Here is a 26,688-nt window from a genome sequence, read left to right on the forward strand (position 1 = left end):
CTAATGCTAGTGGTTCAACTTCAAAACGATTTATTAAACAATAATCCAATTATTATTTTTTTAAAAGCCATGCTGAAATGCACTGCCCCCAAAAAGTTAGACACTATTTGGGGGTATTTTTATGGAAAGAAAAGTCAAGTATGATTATGCGTTTAAGTTTGAATGCGTAAAATTAGTATTAGAAAAGCATTATTCTTGCAGTTATGTTTCTACTGAAAAGGGTATAGAAAGATCAAATCTTCGTAAATGGATTGGATTTTATAAAGAATATGGAGCCGTTGGTTTGCTACCAAGAAAGAACCAAAGCTATTCTGTTAATTTTAAATTGAAAGTATTAAAAGCAATTGATAAAGATTTGCTTTCTTTGAGAAATACCAGTATAAGATTTAACATCCCTGATACTGGGATTATTGTTAAATGGAAGAAAGATTTTGCTAATTTTGGTTTATTAGGTTTACAACCAAAAATCAAAGGCAGACCAAAATCTATGAATAATAATAAACGAAAAAAGCGAAAGTCGGACAAGCCGCTAACCAGAGAAGAAGAACTTCTTTTAGAGAATGAAGCACTACGTTGTGAGAACGAATTACTAAAAAAGTTACAAGCCTTAATTCAAGCAGAAACGCAAGCCAAAAAACGCAAGCCATAATGTAATTAAGGCATAAATTTGATTTGAATTTACTTTTAAATCAAACCAATATGGCACGAAGTAATTTTTACTACCATCAAAAAAAGACGAAAACAGTCGATAAATATCAAGAAATAAAAGAGTTGATAAAATCGATTTATCACAAGCATAAAGGTCGCTACGGATACAGGAGAATAACAGATGAGTTAAACCATAAAGGAACGACCATCAATCATAAAACAGTTTTAAGATTGATGAAATTATTAGGATTAAAGAGTTTAATTAGAGTAAAAAAATACAAATCATATAAAGGAGAACAAGGTAAAATAGCTCCAAATCTTTTAAAGAGAAATTTTAAAGCAAAAGCTCCAAATCAAAAATGGGCAACCGATATAACTGAATTTAATATCTCTGGAAATAAATTGTATTTATCGCCTATTATTGATTTATACAATCAAGAAATAATTAGCTATGAATTAACAGAAAGACCTGTTTTTAATCAAGTGGTTATGATGCTTAAAAAAGCATTTAAAAAAATACCAAATAACACTAATCTGACCTTACATTCCGATCAAGGCTGGCAATATCAAATGAAACAATATCAAAAGCTATTGAAAAAAAAAGGAATAATACAAAGTATGTCTAGAAAAGGAAATTGTTTGGATAATGCGATTATAGAAAACTTCTTTGGAATATTAAAGTCCGAACTGTTTTACATACAAAAATTTGCTACTATAGAAGAACTAAAAAAAGAAATTAAAAACTACATAAACTATTACAATAAAATAAGAATTAAATCGAATTTAAACAAAATGAGCCCGATACAATATCGAGCTCATTATTATCAAAATTAATTATAAATTTGTCCAAACTTTTGGGTGCAGTCTACATTTGCTGAGGTTTTTGATATAATAAGATAAAAATCTATCTTTATTAGCTTAAAGCAGCTTTTACTTGATCTGCAGCTTCTTGAAACTGAACAGCTGATAAAATTGGCATACCTGAATTGTCTATTAATTCTTTAGCAATTTCAGCATTTGTACCTTGCAAACGTACAATGATTGGCACTTTTATAGCGTCTCCCATGTTTTTGTAAGCATCTACAACACCTTGAGCAACACGATCGCAACGAACAATTCCTCCAAAAATGTTAATCAAAATTGCTTTTACATTAGCGTCTTTCAAGATAATACGGAAAGCTGTTTCAACACGTTTTGCATCGGCAGTTCCACCTACGTCAAGGAAATTAGCTGGTTCGAAACCTGCATATTTAATCAAATCCATAGTTGCCATAGCAAGACCTGCGCCATTTACCATACAACCTACAGTTCCGTCAAGATCCACATAGTTTAAACCTACTTCTTTAGCTTCTACTTCGATAGGATTTTCTTCACGAATATCACGCATATCAGCATATTTTGGCTGACGGTATAATGCGTTATCATCGATATTTACTTTGGCATCAACTGCCATAATTTTGTTATCTGAAGTTTTTAAAACTGGATTAATTTCAAACATTGAAGCATCAGAACCAATATATGCATTGTATAAAGAATCGATAAATTTCACCATTTCTTTAAAAGCATTACCAGAAAGACCTAAGTTGAAAGCGATTCTTCTTGCTTGGAAAGCTTGAAGTCCAACTGCAGGATCTATTTCTTCGTTATGTATTAAATGTGGTGTGTGTTCTGCAACTTCTTCAATATCCATTCCACCTTCTGTAGAATAAACAATCATATTACGTCCAGTTGCTCTATTTAACAAAACTGATACATAAAACTCAGAAGTTTCACTTTCACCAGGATAATATACATCTTCTGCAACTAAAATTTTGTGCACTTTTTTCCCTTCTACAGAAGTTTGAGGTGTGATTAATTGCATTCCAATAATTTGACCTGCAATTTCTTCTACTTTGTCAATTCCTTTGGCAAGCTTAACTCCACCACCTTTACCACGACCACCTGCGTGAACTTGGGCTTTTATAACATACCAACTTGTTCCAGTTTCGGCAGTTAATTGTTTTGCAGCAGCAACGGCTTCTACAGGACTATTAGCAACAATTCCACGTTGTATGCGTACACCGTAACTTGCTAAAATTTCTTTTCCTTGATATTCGTGTATATTCATAATAAAGTTTTTGACTTTTTGAGTGCCACAAAAATAATAAATTTCAAGCTAATATTATATCTGATTTTGTTTTTTATTTAAAGGTTTTCAACAAGACATGAACAATATTATAATTAAGTTTTGTTTTTACTCTTTTATAATTACACTTTTAATAAAAAATGGTATAATAATTAGTTTTTTTTTATTAAAACGTTAGATAATTTTTTGGTTACTTCAATTTTCTATAATATTTTTGTGTAAAATTTTTTAATAATGGAATCGAATCAATTACTTTCAGTAGCGCAAGAATTTGGCAGTCCACTTTATGTGTATGACGCCGAAAAAATTCTATCACAGTATCAACGTTTAACAAATGCATTTTCTAAGGTAGAAAAATTACGCATTAATTATGCAGTCAAGGCATTGTCGAACATTTCTGTTTTAAAGCTACTGAAACAGATGGGTTCTGGACTTGATACGGTTTCAATTCAAGAAGTAAAGTTAGGTTTATATGCAGGTTTTACTCCCGACAAAATTATTTATACACCAAATGGTGTTTCTATGGATGAAATTGAAGCTGTTGCAGCGTTAGGCGTTCAAATTAACATTGATAATTTATCTATTTTAGAACAATTTGGAACAAAACATCCGCAAATACCTGTTTGTATTCGTATAAATCCGCATGTAATGGCTGGCGGAAATTCGAATATTTCGGTTGGACATATTGATAGTAAATTTGGTATTTCGATACACCAATTGCCGCATATATTGCGAATTGTAGAAAATACCAAAATGCATATTAACGGTATTCATATGCATACTGGTTCGGATATTTTAGATATCGAAGTGTTTTTATATGCTTCAGAAATACTCTTTGAAACAGCTAAACAATTTAAAACATTAGATTTTATCGATTTTGGAAGTGGTTTTAAAGTACCATATAAAAAAGGAGATATCGAAACGGATGTAGAAGAATTAGGTAGAAAGTTATCTAAAAAATTCAATGCATTCGAAAAAGAATATGGTAGATCATTGACTTTAACTTTCGAACCTGGAAAATTCTTGGTAAGTGAAGCTGGTTATTTTTTAGCCAAAGTTAATGTTGTAAAACAAACAACCTCAACAGTTTTTGCAGGAATAGATTCGGGTTTTAATCACCTAATTCGGCCTATGTTATATGGTTCAGAACATTATATTGAAAACATTTCGCATCCAAAAGGGAAGGAGCGTTTCTATTCGGTTGTAGGATATATTTGTGAAACGGATACTTTTGCTACAAATAGAAGAATTTCGGAAATAAAAGAAGGCGATATTTTAAGCTTTAGAAATGCTGGAGCCTATTGTTTTTCGATGGCTTCCAACTATAATTCGCGTTACAAACCCGCTGAAGTATTATGGAAAGATGGTAAAGCACATCTTATTCGTGAGCGAGAAACTTTTGAAGATTTGTTGAAAAATCAAATCATGATTGAGATGTAAAAAAGTAAAAAGCGACAATTAAATTGTCGCTTTTTTTATGTATTATTTCAAAATCTCTAAAAGTACATTACTTTGAGTTCCGTTAGGAAATGGGATTTTAATTTTTTGTGCAATGGTTGGTGCAATTTGAGTAATTTCTTTTTTCTCGTATGACTCTCCCTTTTTTATATTCCAACCATAAAAAATGCAAGGCACATGTGTATCGTAACTATAAGGTGTTCCGTGTGTTGTTCCTGTAATTCCAAAATCAATATTTCCAGTTCCGTACAATACGACTATATCGCCATTTTGCTTAGAATCATATCCTTTGAAAATAAAATTTAAGTAATAATCATTTCCTGTCGAATTTAATATTTCTTCTTCAGTATAAGCTCTTTTTACTTCTTTGTAAGTCATTAAATAGTCTTTGAAACTTTGTTTTACTTTGTTTAATTCTAGACCTTTTTCTTTTATTATTGCTTTATCAAAAAACAAATTGGCATTTGAGAAATCTAAAACTAGATTCGCACCAAAAGTATCGACAGAGAATTTTTTTAAATCGGTCGTAAAATTATTTTCATTAATATTTTTTACATCATACTTATGATCTCTCAAATAACTCGCATTTTCGGCTCCTGCATGATCAGCTGTTAAGAACAATAGGTAATTCCCTTTTCCAACATTTAAATCTAAATTTGTAATAAAGTCGGCAATGGTTTTGTCTAACCGCAAATAAGTGTCTTGCAACTCAATAGAATGTGCGCCAAAAGTATGACCAACATAATCTGTTGATGAAAAACTTACTGTTAGAAAATCGGTAATATCATCTTTTCCTAATGCTTCTTTTTCGATAGCTTTAATAGCAAACTCGGCTAAAATATCATTTCCATAAGGCGTGCTTTTTAATATTTCTGCTCCTTTTGTGTCATATATTTTTTTTAGATCATAAGGAAAAATAGGATCTTTAGTCTTATCAATTTTACCTTCGTATGGGTTATTGTCAGACAGACTTTCGTTGTAAGTAGCAATCGGATTTAATAAATTCCAACCTTGATTTATATAAGTCATGTATTTTTTTTCTTGGTTGAATTGCGTTACCCAATCTGGTAATTTTTGGCCATAAAAAGTACTTGATATAAATGAACCTGTTTTACTAAACCAAAATGCCCAATTAGCAAAATGTCCTGCTGGTAAAATAGCGCCACGATCTTTGATACTTAACCCTATTACTTTTCCTTTGAAGTTAGTCGTCATTCGCAATTCATCAGTAATAGTTGTGCTTTCCATGTTTTTCGGAGACATTTCTCCTTCTTTAGCAACACCGTCCCCAAGCATATTTACCGATGCATCATCAGTACAATACATATTTTTACCAGTTGTTCTATTATACCACTCGTTTCCTACAATTCCGTGTACAGCAGGCGTTGTTCCCGTATAAATAGATGCGTGACCTGGAGCGGTATAAGTTGGCATATAATTATAGTGCATGTTATGGAAAGTAAAGCCATCTGCAGTAAGTTTTTTGAAGCCATTTTGCGAAAAATCATCAGAAAAACGGTATAAATATTCCATTTTCATCTGGTCTACAACAATTCCGATAACTAATTTGGGTCTTTGTAATTGTGTTTTTTGTTGTGCTTGTGCTATTGATGCTGTGATAATTACCAAAAGCAATAGTAATTTTTTCATATACGTTAGTTTGTACAAAAATACAGTTTAGATTTTATATTGTTCTTAAAAATGAGTTAAGAATATCTCTGATTCTTTGAATAGTTGAATGTGAATCAAGGTTAGAATTTACAACTTTTTCGGAAGAATTTTATACCTGTTAGGTTTTTAAAACTTGAAAGTTATAATCAGCCTTATATCCTATAAATGAGTAACTTCTTGTTTTGCTATTTCAAACTCAGCCATCATATCTTCAATAATATTTGCGGCTGGTTTTATATCATGAATGAGTCCCGCAATTTGTCCTATCTCGAGTTCACCATCAACCAAATCGCCTTCAAACATACCACGTTTGGCACGGGCACGACCTAAAAGAGTTTTTAAATCTTCGGGAGTTGGGCATTTAGAGTACAATTCCTGAACATCATTATAAAATTTGTTTTTTATCAATCGAACTGGTGCTAATTCTTTCAATGTTAGTTGAGTTCCGCCTTCTTCGACTTCGATAATAGTTTTTTTGAAATCGCCATGAGAAGAACTTTCAGTTGAAGCTGCAAAACGTGAACCAACTTGAACACCATCGGCGCCAAGAATCATTACGGCCAACATTCCTCGACCTGTTGCTATGCCGCCCGCAGCAATAAGTGGAATCGAAATTTGTTCTTTAACCATTGGTATCAATGTTAAAGTGGTGGTTTCTTCTCGTCCGTTATGACCACCAGCTTCGAAACCTTCGGCAACAACGGCATCTACTCCTGCTTCTTGTGCTTTTAATGCAAATTTTGAGCTACTTACCACATGAACGACTGTGATTCCTTTTTCTTTTAGAAATGAAGTCCAGGTTTTAGGGTTTCCTGCCGATGTGAATACAATTTTCACACCCTCATCGACAATAATATTGATGATTTCTTGAATATTTGGATACAACATGGGCACATTAACACCAAAAGGCATATTGGTTGCTTTTTTGCATTTCTGAATGTGATCTCGCAAAACTTCTGGATACATAGATCCAGCTCCTATTAGTCCTAAACCACCAGCATTACTTACAGCACTTGCTAATTTGTAACCCGAATTCCAAATCATTCCGCCTTGAATAATTGGATATTTTATATTGAAAAGTGATGTTATTTTATTCATTGAAATTATTTAATCGAAATCAGAATTTATTTTTTAATTAATTTTCCATACAAAGTTTTTTCAGCGGAAGCGATATTGTAATAATAAATACCACTATTTAGCGACTGTATAGAAATTTTTTGAGTTTGAGCATCAATATGTTTTTCTAAAACCAATTGTCCTAAATTATTATAAAATTTGATGGCATAACCCATCAGATTATCTGGACTTATAATTTCTACCTCACTATTTGCAGGATTTGGATATATTTTAAAACTTTTCGTCGAAAATTCTGGTGTCGAAAGTGCTGCGTTTAAAGCCAATTGAAAATCAGGAATTCCGTAACCGTAATTGTTATTTTGTGTAACAATTGAAGTTGCATATCTATCGGCAGAAGCTTTTACTAATTGTACAATTTCTGCATTTGTTTTATTTGGAAATGCCGACCAAAACGAAGTAATTGCACCAGCCAAAATTGGGCTAGAAAAAGAAGTTCCATTAGCAGTTGTAATTGTTCCTGTAGGTGTTGAAATATAAGACGATGAACCTCTAGCCATTAAATCTGGTTTCATTCTTCCGTCACCTGTTGGGCCAATAGAGCTAAATCCCGATTTAACTTCAGTAGAAGTTACTGAACCTACAGTAACTGCAAAAGCAGCATCCCCAGGAGTTCCTACATGCGGTTCTGCAGATCCTCCTGCGTTTCCTGCTGAAATCACACATATCATTCCTTTGGCAAAAGCAATATCTACAGCTCTTGATGCCACAGATGTTTGTCCGTTCATTTGAGTATATGTAAAACTAGCCGTAAGATATTGATCAAATACAAAATACCCCAAAGAAGAATTTATCACATCTACTCCTAATCTATCAGCTTCTTCGGCACCTTCAACCCAATTTGTTAATTCCAATGGTGTTTCTGATCCAACATCTTCTGTTATGAAAAGATAATAACCTGCATCGGGAGCTGTACCTATTAAATTAGTAGCATTAGCACCCATTGTTGATAAAACGTTGGTTCCATGATTGTCTCCTGTATAAAAATTGGTTGAGTTATTTACAAAATCATAACCTCCTAATATTAATCCTCTTGTGCGTAAACTTGCAAAAGGTGCTGCTGTATTTACACCCGGAAAACCAGCATCTAAAATGGCTACAACTTTTCCAGTTCCTGTATAATTTTGTTGGTGCAAAATATGACAATTTAGCATTTGTACTTGATTGGCTGAATTACCATAATTGTAGTTAATCTGAGTTTCGTTAGTATCTTGCCATTTGTTTATTCTACTTGTTTTGTTTGAAGGTTGAGCAACTCTTCCACCTGGATTCAACGAATGATTGGCATACTGGATATGATTTACAAACGACAAACCTGATAATGCAGCAATATTGGTTTGCAATCCTCGAACATGAACCATATTTAACCATTTTGATTTGGCTAAAACGGTAATTCCAGTAGCTGCTGTAATTTGATCAACATAAGGCTGGTGCAATGGTGCGTCTTTAATATCTAATGCAATTCCTTGTGTAGTTCTTCTATCTAGAGAACGCTGCGTTAACTCAGATAAAGGATTACTGTAAAAAACTGATGCATTAGGTTTTGCATTAAAGTAAACCCAAGCATCTTCTTGTGAAAAAGCATTTATTGATACTGTGAAAATAAAAAAAAGTAGTAGTTTTTTCATGGTTGTATAAATTTTGGAAGTTCAAATATACACAAAGAAATTATACTTTTAAAGGATTAGGAAATAACTCCCGAACCAACTAATTCATCATCAATATGCCAAGAAACAAATTGCCCTTGTGTAATGGCCGATTGTGGACTTTCAAACTCTACATATATTCCGTTTTCAAACTGATGCAAAGTCGCTTTCTGCAATTCCTGACGGTAACGAATACGAGCCATAACTTGCATCGTTTGTCCGTTGGCTAAAGCCAAGTCTGGACGAATCCAATGAATTTCATCTTTAGAAACAAACAATGCTTTTTTGAATAATCCGGGATGATTGTGTCCTTGTCCTGTATAAATTGTATTGGTTTCAACATCGGTCGAAATGATGAATAAAGCTTCTTTTGTTCCGCCTACATTCAATCCTTTTCGTTGTCCAATGGTAAAATAATGAGCGCCTTGATGCTTACCTACAACTTTAGCAACTTCTGGAGTATATTCGATATTTTTTGCTTCGAAGGCTAGTTTTTCTTCTAATGAATCGAAATTGACTTCTTTTGGATTGTATATTTCATTGGTTGCATCAACTTCAAAAATTAAACCATCTTTGGGTTTTAATTGTTGTTGCAAAAATTCTGGTAAGCGTACTTTTCCTATAAAACACAAACCTTGAGAATCTTTCTTTTCGGCAGTGATTAATTCCATTTTAGTGGCAATTTCACGTACTTGAGGTTTGGTAAGTTCGCCAATAGGAAATAAAGATTTGGCCAATTGCTCTTGCGATAATTGACATAAAAAATAAGATTGGTCTTTATTATCATCGACACCTGCTAATAATTGATAAACTGGTTTACCATCGACATCAATCTCTCCTTTTCGGCAATAATGCCCAGTGGCAACATAATCGGCACCAAGTGATAGCGCAATTTTCATAAAAACATCGAACTTAATTTCACGATTGCAAAGTACATCAGGATTTGGTGTGCGTCCTTTCTTGTATTCGCTAAACATATAATCGACAATTTTCTCTTGGTATTGCTCGCTTAAATCGACCGTTTGAAAAGGAATACCTAATTTTTCGGCAACCAATAAAGCATCGTTGCTATCTTCTAACCAAGGACATTCGTTAGAAATAGTAACAGAATCGTCATGCCAGTTTTTCATAAACAGACCAATTACTTCGTAGCCTTGCTCTTGCAATAAATAAGCAGCAACACTCGAATCGACACCTCCAGAAAGACCTATAACAACACGTTTCATGTAATGAAAATTAAGAAATGCAAAGATATTATTAATTTGAAAATTAAAATTGGTTTATCAATTCTTATTTTCGATAATAGGAATTTTTAACACCAATTTCAAACTAAAATACCCGATAATTCCCGCAATTAATGAGGAAAGTAAAATGACAAATTTTGCATTGTTTATAATTGTTTCGTCACTAAAAGCCAATAAGGTTATAAAAATAGACATCGTAAAACCGATACCACCCAGAAATCCTACGGCAAGAATAGATTTCCAATTTAAATCCGTGGGAAGTTTACAAATTCCTAACGAAACTGCTAACAGACTTACTAGAAAAATACCTAATGGTTTTCCAATTATTAATCCCAACGCAATTCCTATACTATAATTTTGAGTTAGAGTTTCTCCAATATTCGAACTTATTACTATGGCTGTATTTGCCAATGCAAACAAAGGAAGTATAAAAAACGCTACTGGTTTGTGTAAAAAGTGTTGCAATATATAAGATGTTGATTTTGTGTTTCCATTTCCAAAAGGAATGGCAAAAGCGAGTAAAACACCAGTAATTGTAGCATGAACACCTGAGTGTAACATAAAATACCACATAAAAATCCCGCCAATTAAATATATAATTAAGTTTCTTACTTTAAGACGGTTCAGGATTAATAAAAATCCAAAAATGCTTAATGCAATCAATAAATTACTCCACAATAATGTTTTGGTATAAAAAATAGCAATTATCAAGATAGCTCCTAAATCATCTATTACTGCTAATGCAGTTAAAAATACTTTTAGCGATAATGGCACTCGATTTCCTAAAAGCGATAATATGGCCAAGGCAAAAGCAATGTCGGTCGCCATAGGAATTCCTGCTCCGGATTGGGATGTGGTTCCATAATTAATCAATAAAAACAATCCTGCAGGAACAATCATACCGCCAATAGCACCAAAAATAGGTAACATCGCATCTTTAATACTAGATAATTCACCATCATAAACTTCTCTTTCTAATTCTAAACCTATTAATAAAAAGAAAATGGTCATTAACCCGTCATTTATCCAATATTCTAAACTATTTCCTGCCAAATTTGTATGCCAAAAATGCAAATAATTGCCACTAATTGCCGAGTTTGCTATAACCAATGAAAAAAGTGTACAACTTATTAGGAACAATCCACTAGATTTTTCGCTTTCAAAAAAATCATTAAATAGTTTGGTGATTTTCATTTGTTCTTAATGTTTAGGTAAAGATACTTCGTTTTAAATTAAAATTATTATTTAGTAGTTTTTCATTCAAAACAAACAAAAATAAAAAGTTATATTTGTAATTCTACAATTCAAAATACAAAAATGCCCAATAGACTTTCAGTAAATTTTAAATTATTTGTAAGAAAAATAATTCGCCGTTTCGAGAGTCTCTTTGTTTTAGCAAAAGAAATTTTATCGGAAAGAAATTTTATCTATCTATCTTGTGTTGCTGTAGCAATTTCTTGCGCTTTAGCCGTTATTGTCTTAAAAAGTTTTGCTCACAATGTGTTTTTGTTTGCTAATTATTTAAATACTTATTTAAAATTACCGTATTCTAACAGCATTTTACCCGTTATAGGAATTTTGCTTACTGTTTTTGTAGTCAAACGATTTCTTAATGGGAAATTAGAAAAAGGAAGCTCAAATATTTTACATGCTGTAGCAAAAAAAGGCGGAATTGTACCTAAAAAACAAATGTACGCCCAAATTATTACAAGCTCATTAACTGTCGGATTAGGTGGTTCAGCCGGATTAGAAAGCCCAATTGTAATTACTGGTGCCGCTTTTGGTTCTAATTTTGCTCAGAAATACAAACTCTCTCAAAAAGATAGAATTTTGTTGTTAGCTTGTGGCGTTGCCGCTGGAATTGGAGCTGCCTTCAATGCACCTATTGCAGGGGTTTTATTTGCTATCGAAGTGGTACTAACCGATGTTAGTATTTCGGCATTTATTCCTATTATGATATCGGCGGCAACGGGTGCTTTAGTCTCACAAATGATCTTAAGTAGAGATATATTATTAAGTTTTAATCAGGAACAAACCTTCAATTTTTACAACACACCTTATTATATTTTGTTAGGAATATTGGCTGGTTTTGTTTCGGTATATCATGCACGGAATTTCAGAAGAGTCGAACATTTTTTTAGCCGATTCAAGAAAAGACCCTATAGAAAAGCATTGTTTGGAGCAACACTTTTAGCGATTTTAATTTTCTTTTTCCCAACTCTTTTTGGAGAGGGTTACGAAAGTATTAGAACTTTATCTACAAACCATCCCGAAATTTTATTAGACAATACAATTCTTAAAAATCATAAAAAAAGCGAATGGATTTTACTTGCTTTTATAGGTATAACAGTTTTGCTAAAATCCTTTGCAACAGGATTAACACTTGGAAGTGGTGGTAACGGTGGTAACTTTGCACCTTCACTATTTGTAGGTTCTTATTTGGGTTTTTTTGTAGCAAAATCGATACACCTTCTAGGAATTTCTAGTACATTACCTATCGGGAATTTTACGATTGTGGGTATGGCAGGAATTTTGAGCGGATTATTTCACGCACCGCTTACAGCCATTTTTTTAATTGGCTAAATTACGGGTGGTTACGACCTGATGGTTCCTCTTATGATTGTTTCTTCGATAAGTTTTGCAGTATCTAAAAGGTTCGAAAAACATTCGATGGACGTGAAAAATTTAGCTGATAAGGGAGATGTTTTCACCAGTAATAAAGACAAAAATATTTTACAAAGTATCGATTTTCTAGCTTTGATAAAAACCGATATCAAAACAATTACTTTACAAAATTCGTTAGAAAATTTGGTCGATCATTTATCAACCTTAAATCAAGAGCTTTTTCCAGTTGTTGATGAAAATGAAAAATTAATTGGAATTGTAGATTTTAATGACATTCGAACAACCATTTTTAATTCTTTCAAAGTAAAATATACTTCGGTTAATGAAATATTAAAACAACCTATCGATGTTGTGCAATACGACGATGGAGTAGAAGTAGTTATGGAAAAATTTGAAACCACAAAGCAAGCAATACTTCCTGTCATTAAATATGGGAAATTCTTCGGATTTATTTCAAAAATTGACATTCTGGAAGAATATAGAGAAAAACTGAAAGAGATGATTATCGAGTAATTATAAATAATTCTTAATAAAAACCATATTTTTCATATTTTCCTTAATTTTGACAAAAAATACATTCCATTGAATAAAATATATTTTCGTTTCGTTTTGATATTAATGCTTTTCAGTCAAGTAATGCTTTGGTCGCAAGATTCGAAGCAAATAATTATTCAGCACTCTGATTTTCTTGATATTTCAGAAAAAGAAGTTCCTGGAGCAATTGTGCTGACAGGTAATGTAATTATTATACACGAAGGCGTTCGAATGACTTGTAATAAAGCCTATCATTTTACAAAATCTAACTTTGTTAAAATTTTCGGAAATGTAAATATGGTGCAAGGCGATACCTTATTTATGAATAGCAAATATGCTGAATATAATGGAAATACAAAATTTGCTTATGCCACCGGTGATGTCGTAATGCGTGATCCAAAAATGACGCTAGCTACCGATACGATTAACTTTGATAGAAGTTCTCAACAAGCTTATTATAACTCAAGAGGAACTATTCGTGATCCCGAAAATACGTTGGTAAGTAATTCTGGAAGATATTATTTGAACCAGAAAAAATTTCAATTTTTAGAGGCAGTTACGGTTACAAATCCTAGACAAACTATCAAAACAAATCATTTAGATTATTATACAAATTCAGGGCATGCTTATGTTTTTGGACCATCAACTATCACATCGACAACAAATACAATTTATACGATCAAAGGTTTTTATGATACCAAAAAAGACGAAGGAAAACTGCAAAAAGGTTCTAAAATAACCTACAAAGACCGACTCATAGAAGGTGATGATATTTATTACGACCGAAAGCTAGATTTTGCTCGGGCAAAAAACAATGTCAAAGTAACTGATACGATAAATAATTTTGTTTTAAAAGGGAATTACGCTGAGGTTTACAAGCAAAAAGATTCAATGTTTATTACCAAAAAAGCCGTTGCTATTACTTTGTTCGAAAAAGATTCTGTTTACTTTCATGCTAAAAAATTATTAGTAACAGGTAAACCCAAAAACCGAATAATTCGAGGTTCAAATAATGCTCGTTTTTTCAAAAAAGATATGAGCGGAAAATGTGATTCTATTCACTATGACCAAAAAAGGGGATTAACACAAATGATAGGAAAACCTATTTTTTGGAACGGAAAAAATCAAATGACTGGAGATGTTATGCATTTGATTTCTGATGCTAAAACCGAAAAAGTAGATTCCCTAAAAGTGTTAAACAATGCGTTTATTATTTCAAAAGACACTATTGGTGAAGGTTTTAACCAAGTAAAAGGACAAAATTTATTCGGGAAATTTAAAGATAATAAATTACACGAAGTCGATGTTGTAAAAAACACCGAAGTCATCTTTTACATGCGAAACGAGAAAAATGAGCTCATAGGAATAAACAAAAATGTGAGTAGTAAAATTAATATGATTTTGGAAGATAATAATATCGAAACCATTACGTTTTTTACCAATGTAGATGGAATTATTTATCCAGAGGAAGAACTTCCAGAAAATGCCAGAAAACTAAAAGGATTTATTTGGCGTGGCGATGAACAAATACTTACTAAAGAAGATATTTTCCCAAAAGAAGAACTCGAACTCGATGCCAAAGCGCAAAAAGAATCGAAAGCAAAATCGAAAGATATCGATATTCCTATGGAACCATCTAAAGAAACTTTAGAATATGATAAGCTGAAAGTGGAAAAGAAAGTTGTGGTTAAGAAGAAAAAAAAGTAAAGTTTTAAAATAAAAAGGTTGAATTTTGAACAAAACAGAATTCAAAATTCGTTATTCAAAATTATTTTCAAATAAACAAATAACCAAATCCACGAATAAACAATTGAAACAAAATTTCCTCAAATACCAAGCACAAACTTCACCATATCCATTAGGTATGGAAGTTTCGCATGCCATAGGTTCATATATATACGACACAAATAACAAAAAATATCTAGATTTTGTAGCAGGAGTTTCCGCTTGCACTTTAGGACACCAACATCCAAGAGTAAAAGAAGCGATCGTAAATCAGTTAGACAAATACATGCACGTTATGGTGTATGGCGAATATGCACAAGATCCTGCAGTCAAATTGTGCAAACTTTTGGCACAAAACATGCCCGAAAAACTAAACAAAACCTATTTAGTCAATTCAGGAACCGAAGCTATTGAAGGCGCACTAAAACTCGCCCGAAGAATTACTGGAAGAAGCCAACTAATTTCGTGTCATAATGCGTATCACGGCAACACGATGGGTTCTATGAGTGTTATGGGATTTGAAGAGCGCAAACAAATATTTCGTCCACTAATTCCTGATGTCGATTTTATTACCTTCAATAACGAAGCTGATATTCAAAAAATAACCACAAAAACTGCAGGAATAATCCTCGAAACCATACAAGGTGGAGCAGGATTTATTCGTCCCGAAAACGATTTTCTGAAAAAAATAAGAAAACGTTGTGACGAAATAGGAGCTATCATGATTCTCGACGAAATACAACCTGGCTTTGGTCGTACAGGAAAACTATTTGGTTTCCAAAATTACGATGTTGTACCAGATGTTGTCGTTATGGGAAAAGGAATGGGCGGTGGCATGCCAGTAGGCGCATTTACAGCAAACGAAGCCCATATGGATTTGCTAAGCCATGACCCAAAACTCGGACACATCACCACTTTTGGAGGGCATCCAGTAATCGCAGCAGCGTGTTTAGCTACTTTGCAAGAACTGGTTGAAACCAATATCATGCAAGAAACCTTGCAAAAAGAACAATTATTTCGTAACTTGTTACAACATAACCTCATAAAAGAGGTTCGTGGCGAAGGATTGATGCTTGCCATAATGACAGAAAGTCCCGAAATTACAAACCAAATCATCTTCAAATGTCAAGATAAAGGACTCATTTTGTTTTGGTTACTCTTCGAAAGTTGCGCCATTCGCATCACGCCACCATTAACCATTACAAACCAAGAGATTACCGACGGTTGTGGCATAATTATTGAAGCTATGAATGAAGTAATGAGTGGTAAATAAATAATTGATGATTTTTTGAAGCTATTTCCTGCTATCCGTTACAAACGAAGTTCACTGAACTCCGATTAAAATAAAATTTTAGTGAAGTAATCTTTTTTTCGGTAAAAACCTCAAAAAAGGATTTTCACTACTATCAGGGCTAGAGCTTCAATCTAAAATTGAACATTCAGTTATCAAATTAAAAATTATTAATTATCAACTGTCAATTATCAATTAAAAAATGTTAATTAAATTGTTCACAACAAAAAATAAAAAAGCATTCTATTGATTATTTAAGTTCTATTTTTATTTTGGATAACTTTAAACGAAACGACCATGTACTTGAGCCAAGAAGAAGACGATCAAAACTTATCCTTATCAAAATTTGAATCAATGCTAAAAACAAACAAAGTGTTGTTTTTTGATTCAGAAGAATTCGAGGATATTATATTACATTACTTAGATATAGGCAAGCCTGCATTGGCAAAAAAAGCCTTAAAACTCGCCTTAGAGCAGCACCCAAAATCGACAGGACTAAAACTCGTACAAGTAGAAATGCTTGTTTATGACGATAAGCTCGATATTGCAGAAAAAATGCTTAACGAACTATATGCTATAGAACCTACAAACGAAGAGATATACATACAAAGAGCCAATATATGCTCTAAAAGAGACCAACACGAAAAAGCGGTAGAATACCTAAAAATTGCTTTAAAATATACAGACGACCTTCCAGATGTTTACAATCTTATAGGTATGGAATATCTATTTTTAGACAATCTCGAATTGGCAAAAGAAAATTTTATCTTATGCCTAGAAGAAGATCCAGAAGAACAATCTAGCTTATATAATGTAGTTTATTGCTTCGAATTTTTAGATCAAAACAGAGAGGCAGTAGAATATATTACAAAATATATCGACACCAATCCTTATAGCGAAATCGCTTGGCATCAGTTAGGAAGATTAAATTATGGACTCAAACAATACGAAGCTTCATTGGTTGCTTTCGATTATGCGACACTCATAGACGATGAGTTTCTAGGCGCTTATATGGAAAAAGCAAAAGCGCTTGAACGACTAAAACGTTATGAAGAAGCTATCGAAAATTATAACGAAACCATCAAGTTAGATGATCCAACTTCTTATGCGTTATTGCGAATAGGAAAATGTTATGAAAAATTAGGAAATGAAATCGAAGCAATTAAGTTTTACAACCAAACCGTACACGAGGATCCTTTATTAGACAAAGGTTGGATAGCGATAACCGATTTTTATTTCCGCAAAAAAAACTATCCAAAAGCATTGTATTACGTAAATAAAGCTATACAAATAGATGGTGAAAATAAATTATATTGGAAACGTTTTGCAAGCATAAATATAGCAATAAATCTTTTTGAAGAAGCTGAATACGGTTACAGAAAAGCCGTAGAATTTGGCGATTACCAACTAGATACTTGGTTGCTTTGGACAGATACTTTACAATTTCTGGGAGAATTTCAAGCCTGCATACAAACTTTGTTGCTAGCCTGCGAGCATTTCCCAGAAGAATTTGAAATCGAATATCGTTTAGCCGGTTTGTACTTTATGCTAAATGAAACCGAAAAAGGAGTTTTTCATTTAAGTAATGGTTTGCGTCAAAACTTCAAAAAAAGAAATATTATCGAAAAATTATTCCCAGTAGTTTGGGAACGGAAAGAGATTCAAGAAATTATTGATAAACATAAAAAGTAAATTCTTTTAACCACATAGAAACATAGATTTTTAATAGTTTATAAAGTTGTTTAGGGGAAAATATTATTTTTCAACATAGAAAACTATGAGATCTATAATTAGTAAAGCTTCTTCATTTTTTCTATGTATCTATGTGGTTTATTTATTTTTATTAACACAACTAAATGAAAAAACTAGGATTACTAGGTAGAAACATCAGCTATTCTTTTTCGCAAAATTATTTTACAACCAAATTTAAGCAAGAAAAAATATTTGATAAGTTTAGTTACGAAAATTTCGACATTCAAAATATTGATAATTTTTCAACAATTCTAAAAAACAACCCTGAATTAATTGGTCTTAACATTACCATTCCGTACAAAGAAGTCATTATTCCTTTTTTAGATGAATTGTCGGAAAATGCACAAGAAATTGGTGCAGTAAACACTATTAGAATCTCTCCAAACGGTAAATTATTTGGTGATAATACCGATTTTTTTGGTTTTAATAAATCTCTTGAACCTTTATTAAAATCGCGTCACAAAAAAGCTTTGATTTTAGGAACTGGAGGTGCTGCAAAAGCAGTTGCTTTTGGCTTGAAAAAATTAAATATTGAAAGTGTTTTTGTATCTCGTCAAGAAAAAGAAGACACGATTACTTACAATCAAATAGATGCCAATACTTTTGATGATTTTCAAATCATCATCAATTGCACTCCATTGGGAACTTTCCCAAAAACCGAATTATTTCCAGAAATTCCGTATCAATATTTTACTTCAAAACACATTGCTTTCGACTTGATTTACAATCCCGAAAAAACAGAATTTCTTAAAAAAGCGGAAAATAACGGAGCAATGATAAAAAATGGCTACGATATGTTAGTTTTTCAGGCAGAAAAAGCATGGGAAATTTGGAATGAATAGTTTAAAATCTCCAAGCTGTTTGTTGCGCCTCACTCAAAAATGTCCAAGCTACGATTCGGCTAGTTTTTTGACCTTGCGCCATATCAATTGTTTTTATTTCGACGGCGGAAACTTTGTTTAAAGTCTTGTAAATACTAGGTAAATTTTCTTTTTTGGATACTAATGTAGTAAACCACAAAACTTGCATTGGGTATTTTGCACTTTCATAAATCATTTGGGTGATGAATCCTATTTCTCCACCATCACACCACAATTCGGCATTTTGTCCACCAAAATTCAAAACTGAAGTTTTATTTTTAGTTTCGGTAAGATTATTTACTTTTCGTATATTTGATTTTGTAGCTTCTACTGCCGAATTATGAAACGGTGGATTACAAATTGTAAACGCAAATTTGTCTTCTGGCAGAATAATATTTTTGAATATAAATCTAGATTCTATTTGTTGTTGCAAACTAACGGCATCAATTAATTTCGAATTGTTTTCGATGATTTTTTTGCAATTTTGAATCGAATTCTCATCAATATCAGTACCAACAAAACTCCAACCGTAAACCGAATTTCCAATTATAGGATAAATGCAATTGGCACCAATTCCTATATCTAAACCTACTACATTATCGCCTTCAGGGATAATTTCGTTGTTACTTGATGCTAATAAATCAGCTATATAATGAATATAATCGGCTCTTCCAGGAATGGGCGGACAAAGATAATCTTGCGGAATATCCCAATTCTGAATGTTATAATCGGATATTAATAAGGCATTATTTAGTGCTTTTACAGCTTCTGGACTACTAAAATCGATAGTTTGAGTATCATATTCGTTTGTAAAAACATGTTTTTTTAATTCTGGAGAACATATTATTAATGCTTCAAAATCATATCCAAATTTATGCAGATTTCTGGGATGCAGATTTATTTTTTCAGGAACTATTTTCGCTTTCATACTCTTAATTTCGGTTGCAAAGATAGTTGTAAAAAATGAAATTCAAAGAACACTAATCTTACAAAGACTTTTTAGAATTTAATCTAAACATTCCATCATAATTAAATCGCCTTTTTGATGTTCAATTGTTACAATTCCGTCTTCTAAAACATGATTGCTACTTCCAGTTCTGTACCCAATTGTTAAGATGTCATTTTCTAATGGATAAAATAAATTTTTAGAATTAATTCCTGAAACCATTCCTATTGGTATAAGTGAAATTGGCGTGTTTGAAGTATACCATTTTTCGAATTTAGCAGGCAATAAAAAAATTTTTGAATGGTCGTCTAAAATAACAATTTTCAATAAATCTCGGTAGCGAACAATATTGGTTAAGTTGGTAATAGTATGATCAGCTCTTTTTCCTGTTGCCCAAACAACATTAGCCATTGGAATTTTTCTTTCTATAAGATAATCGTATGCTTTTTCGAGATCGGTTTTATTTTGATCTGGAGCATAAACTATTTCGAGCGGAAATTGTTTGTCTTTATAATATTCTGGATCGAAACCACGATCGAAATCTCCCAATAAAACATCAACTTTAATTCCTAATTCTAAAACACGTTCTATTGCGGAATCTAAAACGATTACCAATGGCGACCATTCTAATAAGTGCCCTAATAATTCGGAACTGCAAGCTGCGCCGTTTGCAATGATTAATGCAGGTTCTTGGTCGTCTCGAACGATATGATGTGATGACATTTACTTTGTAATTTGCTGTAAATGTATGAAAAAGCTAAAATTACTTGGGCAGATTATCTCACATAATTTTTTATTTTAAATAAAATTTACTTTCTGTTTTCATACGTTTTTAGTACCTTCGGCGTTATAATAACTGTAAATATTCTGCACCATGCAAGAAGAGCAACACGATAACCTACCTTTGGTAGATGGAAATGAAGTATTAGAATCGCAAATAGAGGTTCAAGATTCTAGAAATGAAGCGATTGAAACAATCGAAAATTTGAACGCTGAAGTTAGCGAAGATGCATCTCTTGGCGAAAGTCACGATATTCCAATGCAGAATTATGAAGCAATGGATATGGAAAATCTGGTTGCGGAACTAGAAAACCTAGTAGTTTCGGACAAAATTATGGCTGTAAAAAACCATATTGAAGAAATAAAATCAGCTTTCTTGTCTAAATACAACCATTTTATCGAAGAAAAAAAGGAAGAGTTTGTTCACGAAAACCCAGATTCGACCGAAGGATTTGAGTACCATTTTCCATTAAAATTGAAGTTTGATTCATTATATAACAATTTTAGAAGTAAGAAAAACATCCATTTTAAGAGTTTAGAATCTGATTTGAAATCGAATTTACAAACACGTTTAGCATTAATCGAAGAATTAAAATCATTGATTAATCCTGGCGAAAACATAAAAGACAATCTCAAACAATTTAACGATTTAAGAGAACGTTGGAAAACTGCAGGATCAATTCCCAAAGACAAATACAACCATGTTTGGAATAATTTTCATTTTCATGTGGAGAATTTTTACGATTATTTACATTTAGATCGCGAAGCTCGTGATATAGATTTTAAACATAATCTTGAAGCGAAACTTAAAATAATAGCTCGTGCGCAAGAACTTGTAAATGAGGCTGATGTAATGAAGGCTTTTAGAGAGTTGCAATCGTTACATAAAATCTGGAAAGAAGACATTGGTCCTGTTTCTAGAGAGAATCGTGAGGAAATTTGGGCAGCTTTTAGCGAGTTAACTAAACAAATGCACGACAAACGAGAACTTATTTTTGAAGTACAAAGAGGTTCTGAGGTTGAAAATTTAGCCAAGAAAAAAGAAATAATTGCTACTATCGAAACCATTGCTACCGAAAAAATTACTGTTCACTCTGGTTGGCAAGGTCAAGTTGAAAAAATAGAAGCTTTGCGTTCTAGTTTTTTTAGCGCAGGAAAAGTACCTACTGAAGTAAATGAACAAACTTGGAGTGATTTTAAAACTGCGGTTCGTAATTTTAATGTCCACAAAAATTCGTTTTATAAAGACATAAAAAAAGAACAAAGTACAAATCTTGACAAGAAAAATGCATTGGTAGCTCGTGCTAAAGAATTGCAAGAAAGTGCCGATTTTAACGTTTCGACTCCTATTATGAAGAAAATTCAGGAGGAATGGAAACAAATTGGTCATGTTCCAAAAAAATATTCAGATTCGGTTTGGAAAGAGTTTAAAGAAGCTTGTAATCATTATTTTGACAGATTGCATGCCGAGAAAAATGAAAATGAAGAAGTAGAAGTTGCTGCTTTCGAAAAGAAAAAAGAATACTTAGAAACACTAAAATCATTCGAGCTAGTTGGTGATCACAAAACCGATCTTGATGCTATAAAATCTCATATCGAAGCATGGAAAAGCATAGGAAAAGTACCATTTGCAAGACGTCATATTGAAGGAAAATTTAATAAAATATTAGATGTTCTTTTCGAAAAACTTAGTTTGAGCAAAAAAGATAGTGATATGATGCGTTTTAGTAATAGAATGGATAGTTTGTCAGAAACTAATGATACCAGAAAAATTGATAATGAGAAAATCTTCTTAATTAGAAAAGTTGAAGAAGTTCAGAACGAAATTTTCCAATTAGAAAACAACATTCAGTTTTTTGCAAATGCTAAAAAAGACAATCCGATGGTTCTTGAAGTAATGAAAAATATAGAACGTCAAAAAGAAGAGTTAGCAACTTGGAAAGAAAAACTTAAACAAATTAGACAAATGTAATTTGTTTCTAATCACAAAAAAAGCACAAAGATCATTACGAACTTTGTGCTTTTTTTTTAATTTCATTTATTTATTATCAAACACATTAAATGTACATTTGGTCATATTTCAAGACATTTTGTCATTTAAAACCATTCTGCAACAGACATTTTGTCTTATTTTTCGTATTGGAATAACAATTGACCATTATTTATCAAATTTAAATAAACAAGAAACCTGAAAATATATGAACATTAATAAATTTACAATCAAATCGCAAGAAGCCATTCAAGCGGCACAACAACTAGCAAAAGGCTTTGGACAACAACAAATAGAAAATGAACACATTTTTAAGGCAATTTTTGAAGTCGATGAAAATGTTGCACCATTTATTTTAAAAAAACTAAATGTAAATATTCCGTTATTTCAGCAAGTACTTGATGCTACAATACAAAGTTTTCCTAAAGTTTCTGGAGGAGAAATCATGCTTTCTAGAACAGCAAATACAACGCTTAACGAAGCGGAAATTATTGCAAAAAAGATGACTGACGAATTTGTTTCTATCGAGCATTTACTATTAGCCATTTTTGCATCAAAAAGTAAAGTAGCTCAAATTTTAAAAGATCAAGGAGTTACAGAAAAGGTCCTAAAAGCTGCTATTGATGAACTTCGAAAAGGAGAAAGAGTAACTTCAGCATCTGCCGAAGAAACTTATAATTCTTTAAATAAATATGCTAAAAATTTAAACGAATTAGCAAAAAGTGGCAAACTAGATCCTGTTATTGGTCGTGATGAAGAAATTCGACGTGTTTTACAAATTTTAACTCGAAGAACTAAGAATAATCCTATGCTCGTTGGGGAACCTGGTGTTGGTAAAACTGCTATTGCAGAAGGCTTAGCGCACCGAATTGTAGATGGTGATGTTCCTGATAATTTGAAAGATAAAATAGTCTTTTCGCTCGATATGGGCGCATTAATCGCTGGAGCAAAATACAAAGGTGAATTTGAAGAGCGTCTAAAATCTGTCGTAAAAGAAGTAACTGCAGCCGAAGGTGATATCGTTTTGTTTATTGACGAAATTCATACGCTTGTAGGTGCTGGTGGTGGCGAAGGTGCCATGGATGCAGCAAATATCTTAAAACCAGCTTTGGCTAGAGGGGAGTTGCGTGCTATTGGAGCAACAACACTGGATGAATATCAAAAATATTTTGAAAAAGACAAAGCACTCGAACGCCGTTTTCAGAAAATTATGGTGGAAGAACCAGATACCGAAAGTGCTATTTCTATCCTACGTGGAATAAAAGAAAAATACGAAACACACCATAAAGTTCAGATAAAAGATGAGGCTATTATTGCTGCTGTCGAATTATCTCAACGTTATATTACCAATCGTTTTTTGCCAGACAAAGCTATCGATTTAATGGATGAAGCAGCTTCTAAACTGCGAATGGAGATTAACTCTAAACCAGAAGAACTCGATGTTTTAGACCGTAAAATAATGCAACTCGAAATAGAAATCGAAGCCATTAAAAGAGAAAAAGATGAGAGTAAACTCAAAATCTTAGGTATGGATTTGGCCAATATCAAAGAAGATAGAAATGAGATTTATGCCAAATGGAAGTCTGAAAAAGATGTGGTTGATAATATTCAAACCATAAAAACAGAAATTGAAGATTTTAAATACGAAGCAGAACGTGCCGAAAGAGATGGAGATTACGGAAAAGTAGCCGAAATTCGTTACGGAAAAATAAAAGAAGCACAGGAACGATTAGACGTTTTACAAAAGCAATTAATTGAAAATCAATCAGGTACTTCATTAATAAAAGAAGAAGTAACCAGAGAAGACATTGCTGAAGTAGTCGCAAAATGGACAGGAATTCCAGTCATGAAGATGTTGCAAGGCGAACGCGAAAAATTACTACATCTAGAAGATGAGTTACATAAAAGGGTAGTGGGTCAAGAAGAAGCTATACAAGCTGTGAGCGATGCTGTTCGCAGAAGTCGTGCCGGTTTACAAGACATGAAAAAACCTGTTGGAACCTTTCTTTTTCTTGGAACAACGGGTGTTGGAAAAACCGAACTAGCAAAAGCTTTAGCCGAATATCTTTTTGATGATGAAAATGCCATGACTAGAATTGACATGAGTGAATATCAAGAGCGTCACAGTGTGAGTAGGTTAGTTGGTGCGCCTCCAGGATATGTAGGTTATGATGAAGGAGGTCAACTTACGGAAGCCGTTCGTAGAAAACCATATTCTGTGATTTTATTAGATGAAATTGAAAAAGCACATCCTGATACTTTCAATATTTTATTACAAGTTCTAGATGAAGGACGTTTAACAGACAACAAAGGGCGTCTCGCCGATTTCAAAAACACGATTATCATCATGACTTCTAATATGGGAAGTCAAATAATTCAGGATAAATTTGAGAATCTTAAAGGAAGTGTCGAAGCTGCAACTGAAGCTGCAAAAGTAGAAGTTCTTGGTTTGCTAAAACAAACAGTTCGTCCAGAATTTATTAATCGTATTGACGAAATTGTAATGTTTACGCCACTAACCAATGCTAATATAGCTCAAATTGTAGGTTTACAACTTAAATCGGTTACTAAAATGCTGATGCTACAAGGAATTACTATGGATGCTACACCAGAAGCAATAGAATATTTATCTGAAAAAGGATATGACCCGCAATTTGGTGCAAGACCAGTAAAAAGAGTAATACAACGCGACGTATTGAACCAATTGTCGAAAGAAATTTTAGCGGGATCAATAGCTACCGATAGTATTATTCTATTAGATGCTTTTGATGGAAAATTGGTTTTTAGAAACCAATCTGAGTAATTTATTTTGAGTAGCATACTGAAAAGTATGCTACTCTTTAACTACAATTACTTTGGCTTTAAAACCTGTCCCTAAATTCCATTGATTTTCTGAAATTAATGTTGATTTCTCATCAAATATTTTAAATTCAGCAGTATTAGGACCTGAATATCCTTGATTTAGTGCTTCGAATTCTATTTTATTAATCCCTTTTTCTAGTTTTAAATCCAATTGTTTAAAGTCAGTGCCTAAATAAATCTCGTAAATTACAATTTTATCATTAACAAAAATTCTAATTAAATCACCATCGACCAAACCAAAATCTCGATAAAATATTCCTACAACTTCAGCTTTTGTCTTAAAATCGCCCAAAAACATATCTCTTCTATATAATTTCGAATCACTATTTTCTTCTCCACCATTGGTTTTAGCATTTTTATTTAACTTATCAGCCATCATCTTTCCTGGATTCAAATCGCTTACTGGCGAGTTAAATTGATTGGGTTTTTCTAACTGAGGAGCATCATAAATTTTAGAAGGTTTTTTAAATTTTGTAATTTCAAATGGTTTTGAGATAGAATATTGTGGTGTAGTATTTGAAGTACTTGGAATAGTCATATCAACTCTTGGAATACCAGTAGACGGAATAGAAGAGCCTTCCTGAGCAAAAGTATTTGCAGAGAAAAAAATGATAAAAAAGAAGCCGTAATATAATTTCATTCTATTCGTGTATCAATAATTATTCCAGTATTATAAATCAAAAATCAATTTCAAAAATCAATATCAATCTCAAAAGTCAATCTCAAAAAATAATTTTTAAAACTACAACTTTTTAGCTTCTTCCCAAAAAACATCCATTTCTGCTAATGTCATATCAGAGAGAGGTTTGCCTAATTCTCCGGCTTTACTTTCTAAATACTGAAATCTTTTAATGAATTTCTTATTGGTTCTCTCTAAAGCATCTTCTGGATTAATTTTCAAAAAACGAGCATAATTAATCATCGAAAATAAGACATCACCAAATTCAGATTCCATTTTGTCTTGATTTCCTACTTCAACTTCAACCTGTAATTCTTGTAATTCCTCTTGTACTTTATCCCAAACCTGATGCGGTTCTTCCCAATCGAAACCAACTCCTTTTACTTTATCTTGAATTCTAGAAGCTTTAACCAATGCAGGTAAACTTTTGGGAACACCTTCTAAAACTGATTTTTTTCCTTCCTTCAGCTTCAGTTTTTCCCAATTTTGTTTTACTTCTTCTTCATCAACCACTACAACATCTCCATAAATGTGTGGATGTCTATGTATTAATTTTTCGCAAATATCATTGGCAACATCGCCCATATCGAAACTGTTGGTTTCGCTTCCTATTTTGGCATAAAAAACAATATGCAACAACAAATCTCCCAACTCGTTTTTAACTTCGTTTAGATCATTATCTAAGATAGCATCACCCAATTCATAAGTTTCTTCGATA

At 32.5% G+C, this 26,688-nt stretch carries 19 protein-coding genes and 1 pseudogene; 10 read left to right on the forward strand and 10 right to left on the reverse strand.

The window, feature by feature from the left end:
- Positions 1 to 121 precede the first annotated feature (121 nt).
- Together ACH2BP_RS11840 and ACH2BP_RS11845 are read left to right on the forward strand one after the other, a co-directional pair.
- On the forward strand, positions 122 to 649 hold the full coding sequence (locus ACH2BP_RS11840; protein WP_395060166.1) for a helix-turn-helix domain-containing protein: 528 nt from the start codon (positions 122 to 124) through the stop codon (positions 647 to 649).
- A gap of 50 nt (positions 650 to 699) precedes the next feature.
- Complete coding sequence (locus tag ACH2BP_RS11845) at positions 700 to 1,482, forward strand: IS3 family transposase (RefSeq protein WP_395060168.1); 783 nt, start codon at positions 700 to 702, stop codon at positions 1,480 to 1,482.
- A 79-nt stretch (positions 1,483 to 1,561) separates the two neighbouring features.
- On the opposite strand, the gene sucC is transcribed toward ACH2BP_RS11845, so the two are convergent.
- Positions 1,562 to 2,755 (reverse strand): ADP-forming succinate--CoA ligase subunit beta, encoded by a 1,194-nt coding sequence (gene sucC / locus ACH2BP_RS11850; RefSeq protein ID WP_395060170.1) that lies wholly within the window; start codon positions 2,753 to 2,755, stop codon positions 1,562 to 1,564.
- Positions 2,756 to 3,007: 252 nt separating this feature from the next.
- On the opposite strand from sucC, the gene lysA reads away from it, so the two are divergent.
- Positions 3,008 to 4,213 carry a diaminopimelate decarboxylase gene (gene lysA, locus ACH2BP_RS11855; RefSeq protein ID WP_395060172.1) on the forward strand — a complete coding sequence of 402 codons (1,206 nt, stop codon included), beginning with the start codon at positions 3,008 to 3,010 and terminating at the stop codon, positions 4,211 to 4,213.
- Positions 4,214 to 4,255: 42 nt separating this feature from the next.
- On the opposite strand, the gene pafA is transcribed toward lysA, so the two are convergent.
- The 5 genes from pafA to nhaA all read right to left on the reverse strand — a co-directional run bounded on the left by pafA (position 4,256) and on the right by nhaA (position 11,120).
- Positions 4,256 to 5,881 (reverse strand): alkaline phosphatase PafA, encoded by a 1,626-nt coding sequence (gene pafA / locus ACH2BP_RS11860; RefSeq protein WP_395060174.1) that lies wholly within the window; start codon positions 5,879 to 5,881, stop codon positions 4,256 to 4,258.
- Positions 5,882 to 6,061: 180 nt separating this feature from the next.
- Positions 6,062 to 7,000 (reverse strand): NAD(P)H-dependent flavin oxidoreductase, encoded by a 939-nt coding sequence (locus ACH2BP_RS11865; RefSeq protein WP_395060176.1) that lies wholly within the window; start codon positions 6,998 to 7,000, stop codon positions 6,062 to 6,064.
- Between the two features lie 26 nt (positions 7,001 to 7,026).
- On the reverse strand, positions 7,027 to 8,664 hold the full coding sequence (locus tag ACH2BP_RS11870; RefSeq protein ID WP_395060178.1) for a S8 family serine peptidase: 1,638 nt from the start codon (positions 8,662 to 8,664) through the stop codon (positions 7,027 to 7,029).
- Positions 8,665 to 8,720: 56 nt separating this feature from the next.
- Positions 8,721 to 9,908, reverse strand: coding sequence for a tRNA 2-thiouridine(34) synthase MnmA (mnmA, locus tag ACH2BP_RS11875; RefSeq protein ID WP_395060180.1), 1,188 nt, complete (start codon positions 9,906 to 9,908; stop codon positions 8,721 to 8,723).
- A 57-nt stretch (positions 9,909 to 9,965) separates the two neighbouring features.
- Positions 9,966 to 11,120, reverse strand: a complete 1,155-nt coding sequence (gene nhaA, locus ACH2BP_RS11880) for a Na+/H+ antiporter NhaA (RefSeq protein WP_395060182.1) — start codon at positions 11,118 to 11,120, stop codon at positions 9,966 to 9,968.
- 123 nt (positions 11,121 to 11,243) lie between these two features.
- Here nhaA and ACH2BP_RS11885 point away from each other — a divergent pair.
- From ACH2BP_RS11885 to ACH2BP_RS11905, 5 genes and pseudogenes are all read left to right on the forward strand, one after another.
- Positions 11,244 to 13,064 (forward strand): annotated as a pseudogene (locus tag ACH2BP_RS11885) (chloride channel protein).
- A gap of 69 nt (positions 13,065 to 13,133) precedes the next feature.
- Positions 13,134 to 14,792 (forward strand): OstA-like protein, encoded by a 1,659-nt coding sequence (locus ACH2BP_RS11890; protein WP_395060184.1) that lies wholly within the window; start codon positions 13,134 to 13,136, stop codon positions 14,790 to 14,792.
- 157 nt (positions 14,793 to 14,949) lie between these two features.
- Positions 14,950 to 16,083: an aspartate aminotransferase family protein gene (locus ACH2BP_RS11895; protein ID WP_395060202.1), complete on the forward strand. Its 1,134-nt coding sequence runs from the start codon at positions 14,950 to 14,952 to the stop codon at positions 16,081 to 16,083.
- 315 nt (positions 16,084 to 16,398) lie between these two features.
- On the forward strand, positions 16,399 to 17,793 hold the full coding sequence (locus tag ACH2BP_RS11900) for a tetratricopeptide repeat protein (RefSeq protein WP_395060186.1): 1,395 nt from the start codon (positions 16,399 to 16,401) through the stop codon (positions 17,791 to 17,793).
- 164 nt (positions 17,794 to 17,957) lie between these two features.
- Entirely contained in the window at positions 17,958 to 18,695 is a 738-nt protein-coding gene (locus tag ACH2BP_RS11905) for a shikimate dehydrogenase family protein (RefSeq protein ID WP_395060188.1), read from the forward strand.
- Position 18,696: 1 nt separating this feature from the next.
- Here the strand turns inward: ACH2BP_RS11905 and rlmF are convergent, their stop codons facing one another.
- Positions 18,697 to 19,641 carry a 23S rRNA (adenine(1618)-N(6))-methyltransferase RlmF gene (gene rlmF, locus ACH2BP_RS11910; RefSeq protein ID WP_395060190.1) on the reverse strand — a complete coding sequence of 315 codons (945 nt, stop codon included), beginning with the start codon at positions 19,639 to 19,641 and terminating at the stop codon, positions 18,697 to 18,699.
- A 78-nt stretch (positions 19,642 to 19,719) separates the two neighbouring features.
- Positions 19,720 to 20,382: a thiamine diphosphokinase gene (locus ACH2BP_RS11915; RefSeq protein ID WP_395060192.1), complete on the reverse strand. Its 663-nt coding sequence runs from the start codon at positions 20,380 to 20,382 to the stop codon at positions 19,720 to 19,722.
- Positions 20,383 to 20,533: 151 nt separating this feature from the next.
- On the opposite strand from ACH2BP_RS11915, the gene ACH2BP_RS11920 reads away from it, so the two are divergent.
- Positions 20,534 to 22,411 carry a DUF349 domain-containing protein gene (locus ACH2BP_RS11920; protein ID WP_395060194.1) on the forward strand — a complete coding sequence of 626 codons (1,878 nt, stop codon included), beginning with the start codon at positions 20,534 to 20,536 and terminating at the stop codon, positions 22,409 to 22,411.
- Between the two features lie 226 nt (positions 22,412 to 22,637).
- A complete protein-coding gene (gene clpB / locus ACH2BP_RS11925; protein ID WP_395060196.1) occupies positions 22,638 to 25,232 on the forward strand; it encodes an ATP-dependent chaperone ClpB in 2,595 nt (864 codons plus the stop codon).
- A 30-nt stretch (positions 25,233 to 25,262) separates the two neighbouring features.
- On the opposite strand, the gene ACH2BP_RS11930 is transcribed toward clpB, so the two are convergent.
- Positions 25,263 to 25,931 (reverse strand): hypothetical protein, encoded by a 669-nt coding sequence (locus ACH2BP_RS11930; RefSeq protein ID WP_395060198.1) that lies wholly within the window; start codon positions 25,929 to 25,931, stop codon positions 25,263 to 25,265.
- A gap of 102 nt (positions 25,932 to 26,033) precedes the next feature.
- A partial coding sequence (gene mazG / locus ACH2BP_RS11935; protein WP_395060200.1) for a nucleoside triphosphate pyrophosphohydrolase occupies positions 26,034 to 26,688 on the reverse strand: 655 nt, incomplete at its 5' end.

It is taken from the genome of Flavobacterium sp., assembly GCF_043756175.1.
GTDB lineage: Bacteria > Bacteroidota > Bacteroidia > Flavobacteriales > Flavobacteriaceae > Flavobacterium.

What these genes read in the sequence shown, in the direction of transcription:
- ACH2BP_RS11840 (WP_395060166.1), top strand. Translation starts at nt 122, where the DNA reads ATGGAAAGAAAAGTCAAGTATGATTATGCGTTTAAGTTTGAATGCGTA.
- ACH2BP_RS11845 (WP_395060168.1), top strand. Translation starts at nt 700, where the DNA reads ATGGCACGAAGTAATTTTTACTACCATCAAAAAAAGACGAAAACAGTC.
- sucC (WP_395060170.1), bottom strand. Translation starts at nt 2,755, where the DNA reads ATGAATATACACGAATATCAAGGAAAAGAAATTTTAGCAAGTTACGGT.
- lysA (WP_395060172.1), top strand. Translation starts at nt 3,008, where the DNA reads ATGGAATCGAATCAATTACTTTCAGTAGCGCAAGAATTTGGCAGTCCA.
- pafA (WP_395060174.1), bottom strand. Translation starts at nt 5,881, where the DNA reads ATGAAAAAATTACTATTGCTTTTGGTAATTATCACAGCATCAATAGCA.
- ACH2BP_RS11865 (WP_395060176.1), bottom strand. Translation starts at nt 7,000, where the DNA reads ATGAATAAAATAACATCACTTTTCAATATAAAATATCCAATTATTCAA.
- ACH2BP_RS11870 (WP_395060178.1), bottom strand. Translation starts at nt 8,664, where the DNA reads ATGAAAAAACTACTACTTTTTTTTATTTTCACAGTATCAATAAATGCT.
- mnmA (WP_395060180.1), bottom strand. Translation starts at nt 9,908, where the DNA reads ATGAAACGTGTTGTTATAGGTCTTTCTGGAGGTGTCGATTCGAGTGTT.
- nhaA (WP_395060182.1), bottom strand. Translation starts at nt 11,120, where the DNA reads ATGAAAATCACCAAACTATTTAATGATTTTTTTGAAAGCGAAAAATCT.
- ACH2BP_RS11895 (WP_395060202.1), top strand. Translation starts at nt 14,950, where the DNA reads ATGGAAGTTTCGCATGCCATAGGTTCATATATATACGACACAAATAAC.
- ACH2BP_RS11900 (WP_395060186.1), top strand. Translation starts at nt 16,399, where the DNA reads ATGTACTTGAGCCAAGAAGAAGACGATCAAAACTTATCCTTATCAAAA.
- ACH2BP_RS11905 (WP_395060188.1), top strand. Translation starts at nt 17,958, where the DNA reads ATGAAAAAACTAGGATTACTAGGTAGAAACATCAGCTATTCTTTTTCG.
- rlmF (WP_395060190.1), bottom strand. Translation starts at nt 19,641, where the DNA reads ATGAAAGCGAAAATAGTTCCTGAAAAAATAAATCTGCATCCCAGAAAT.
- ACH2BP_RS11915 (WP_395060192.1), bottom strand. Translation starts at nt 20,382, where the DNA reads ATGTCATCACATCATATCGTTCGAGACGACCAAGAACCTGCATTAATC.
- ACH2BP_RS11920 (WP_395060194.1), top strand. Translation starts at nt 20,534, where the DNA reads ATGCAAGAAGAGCAACACGATAACCTACCTTTGGTAGATGGAAATGAA.
- clpB (WP_395060196.1), top strand. Translation starts at nt 22,638, where the DNA reads ATGAACATTAATAAATTTACAATCAAATCGCAAGAAGCCATTCAAGCG.
- ACH2BP_RS11930 (WP_395060198.1), bottom strand. Translation starts at nt 25,931, where the DNA reads ATGAAATTATATTACGGCTTCTTTTTTATCATTTTTTTCTCTGCAAAT.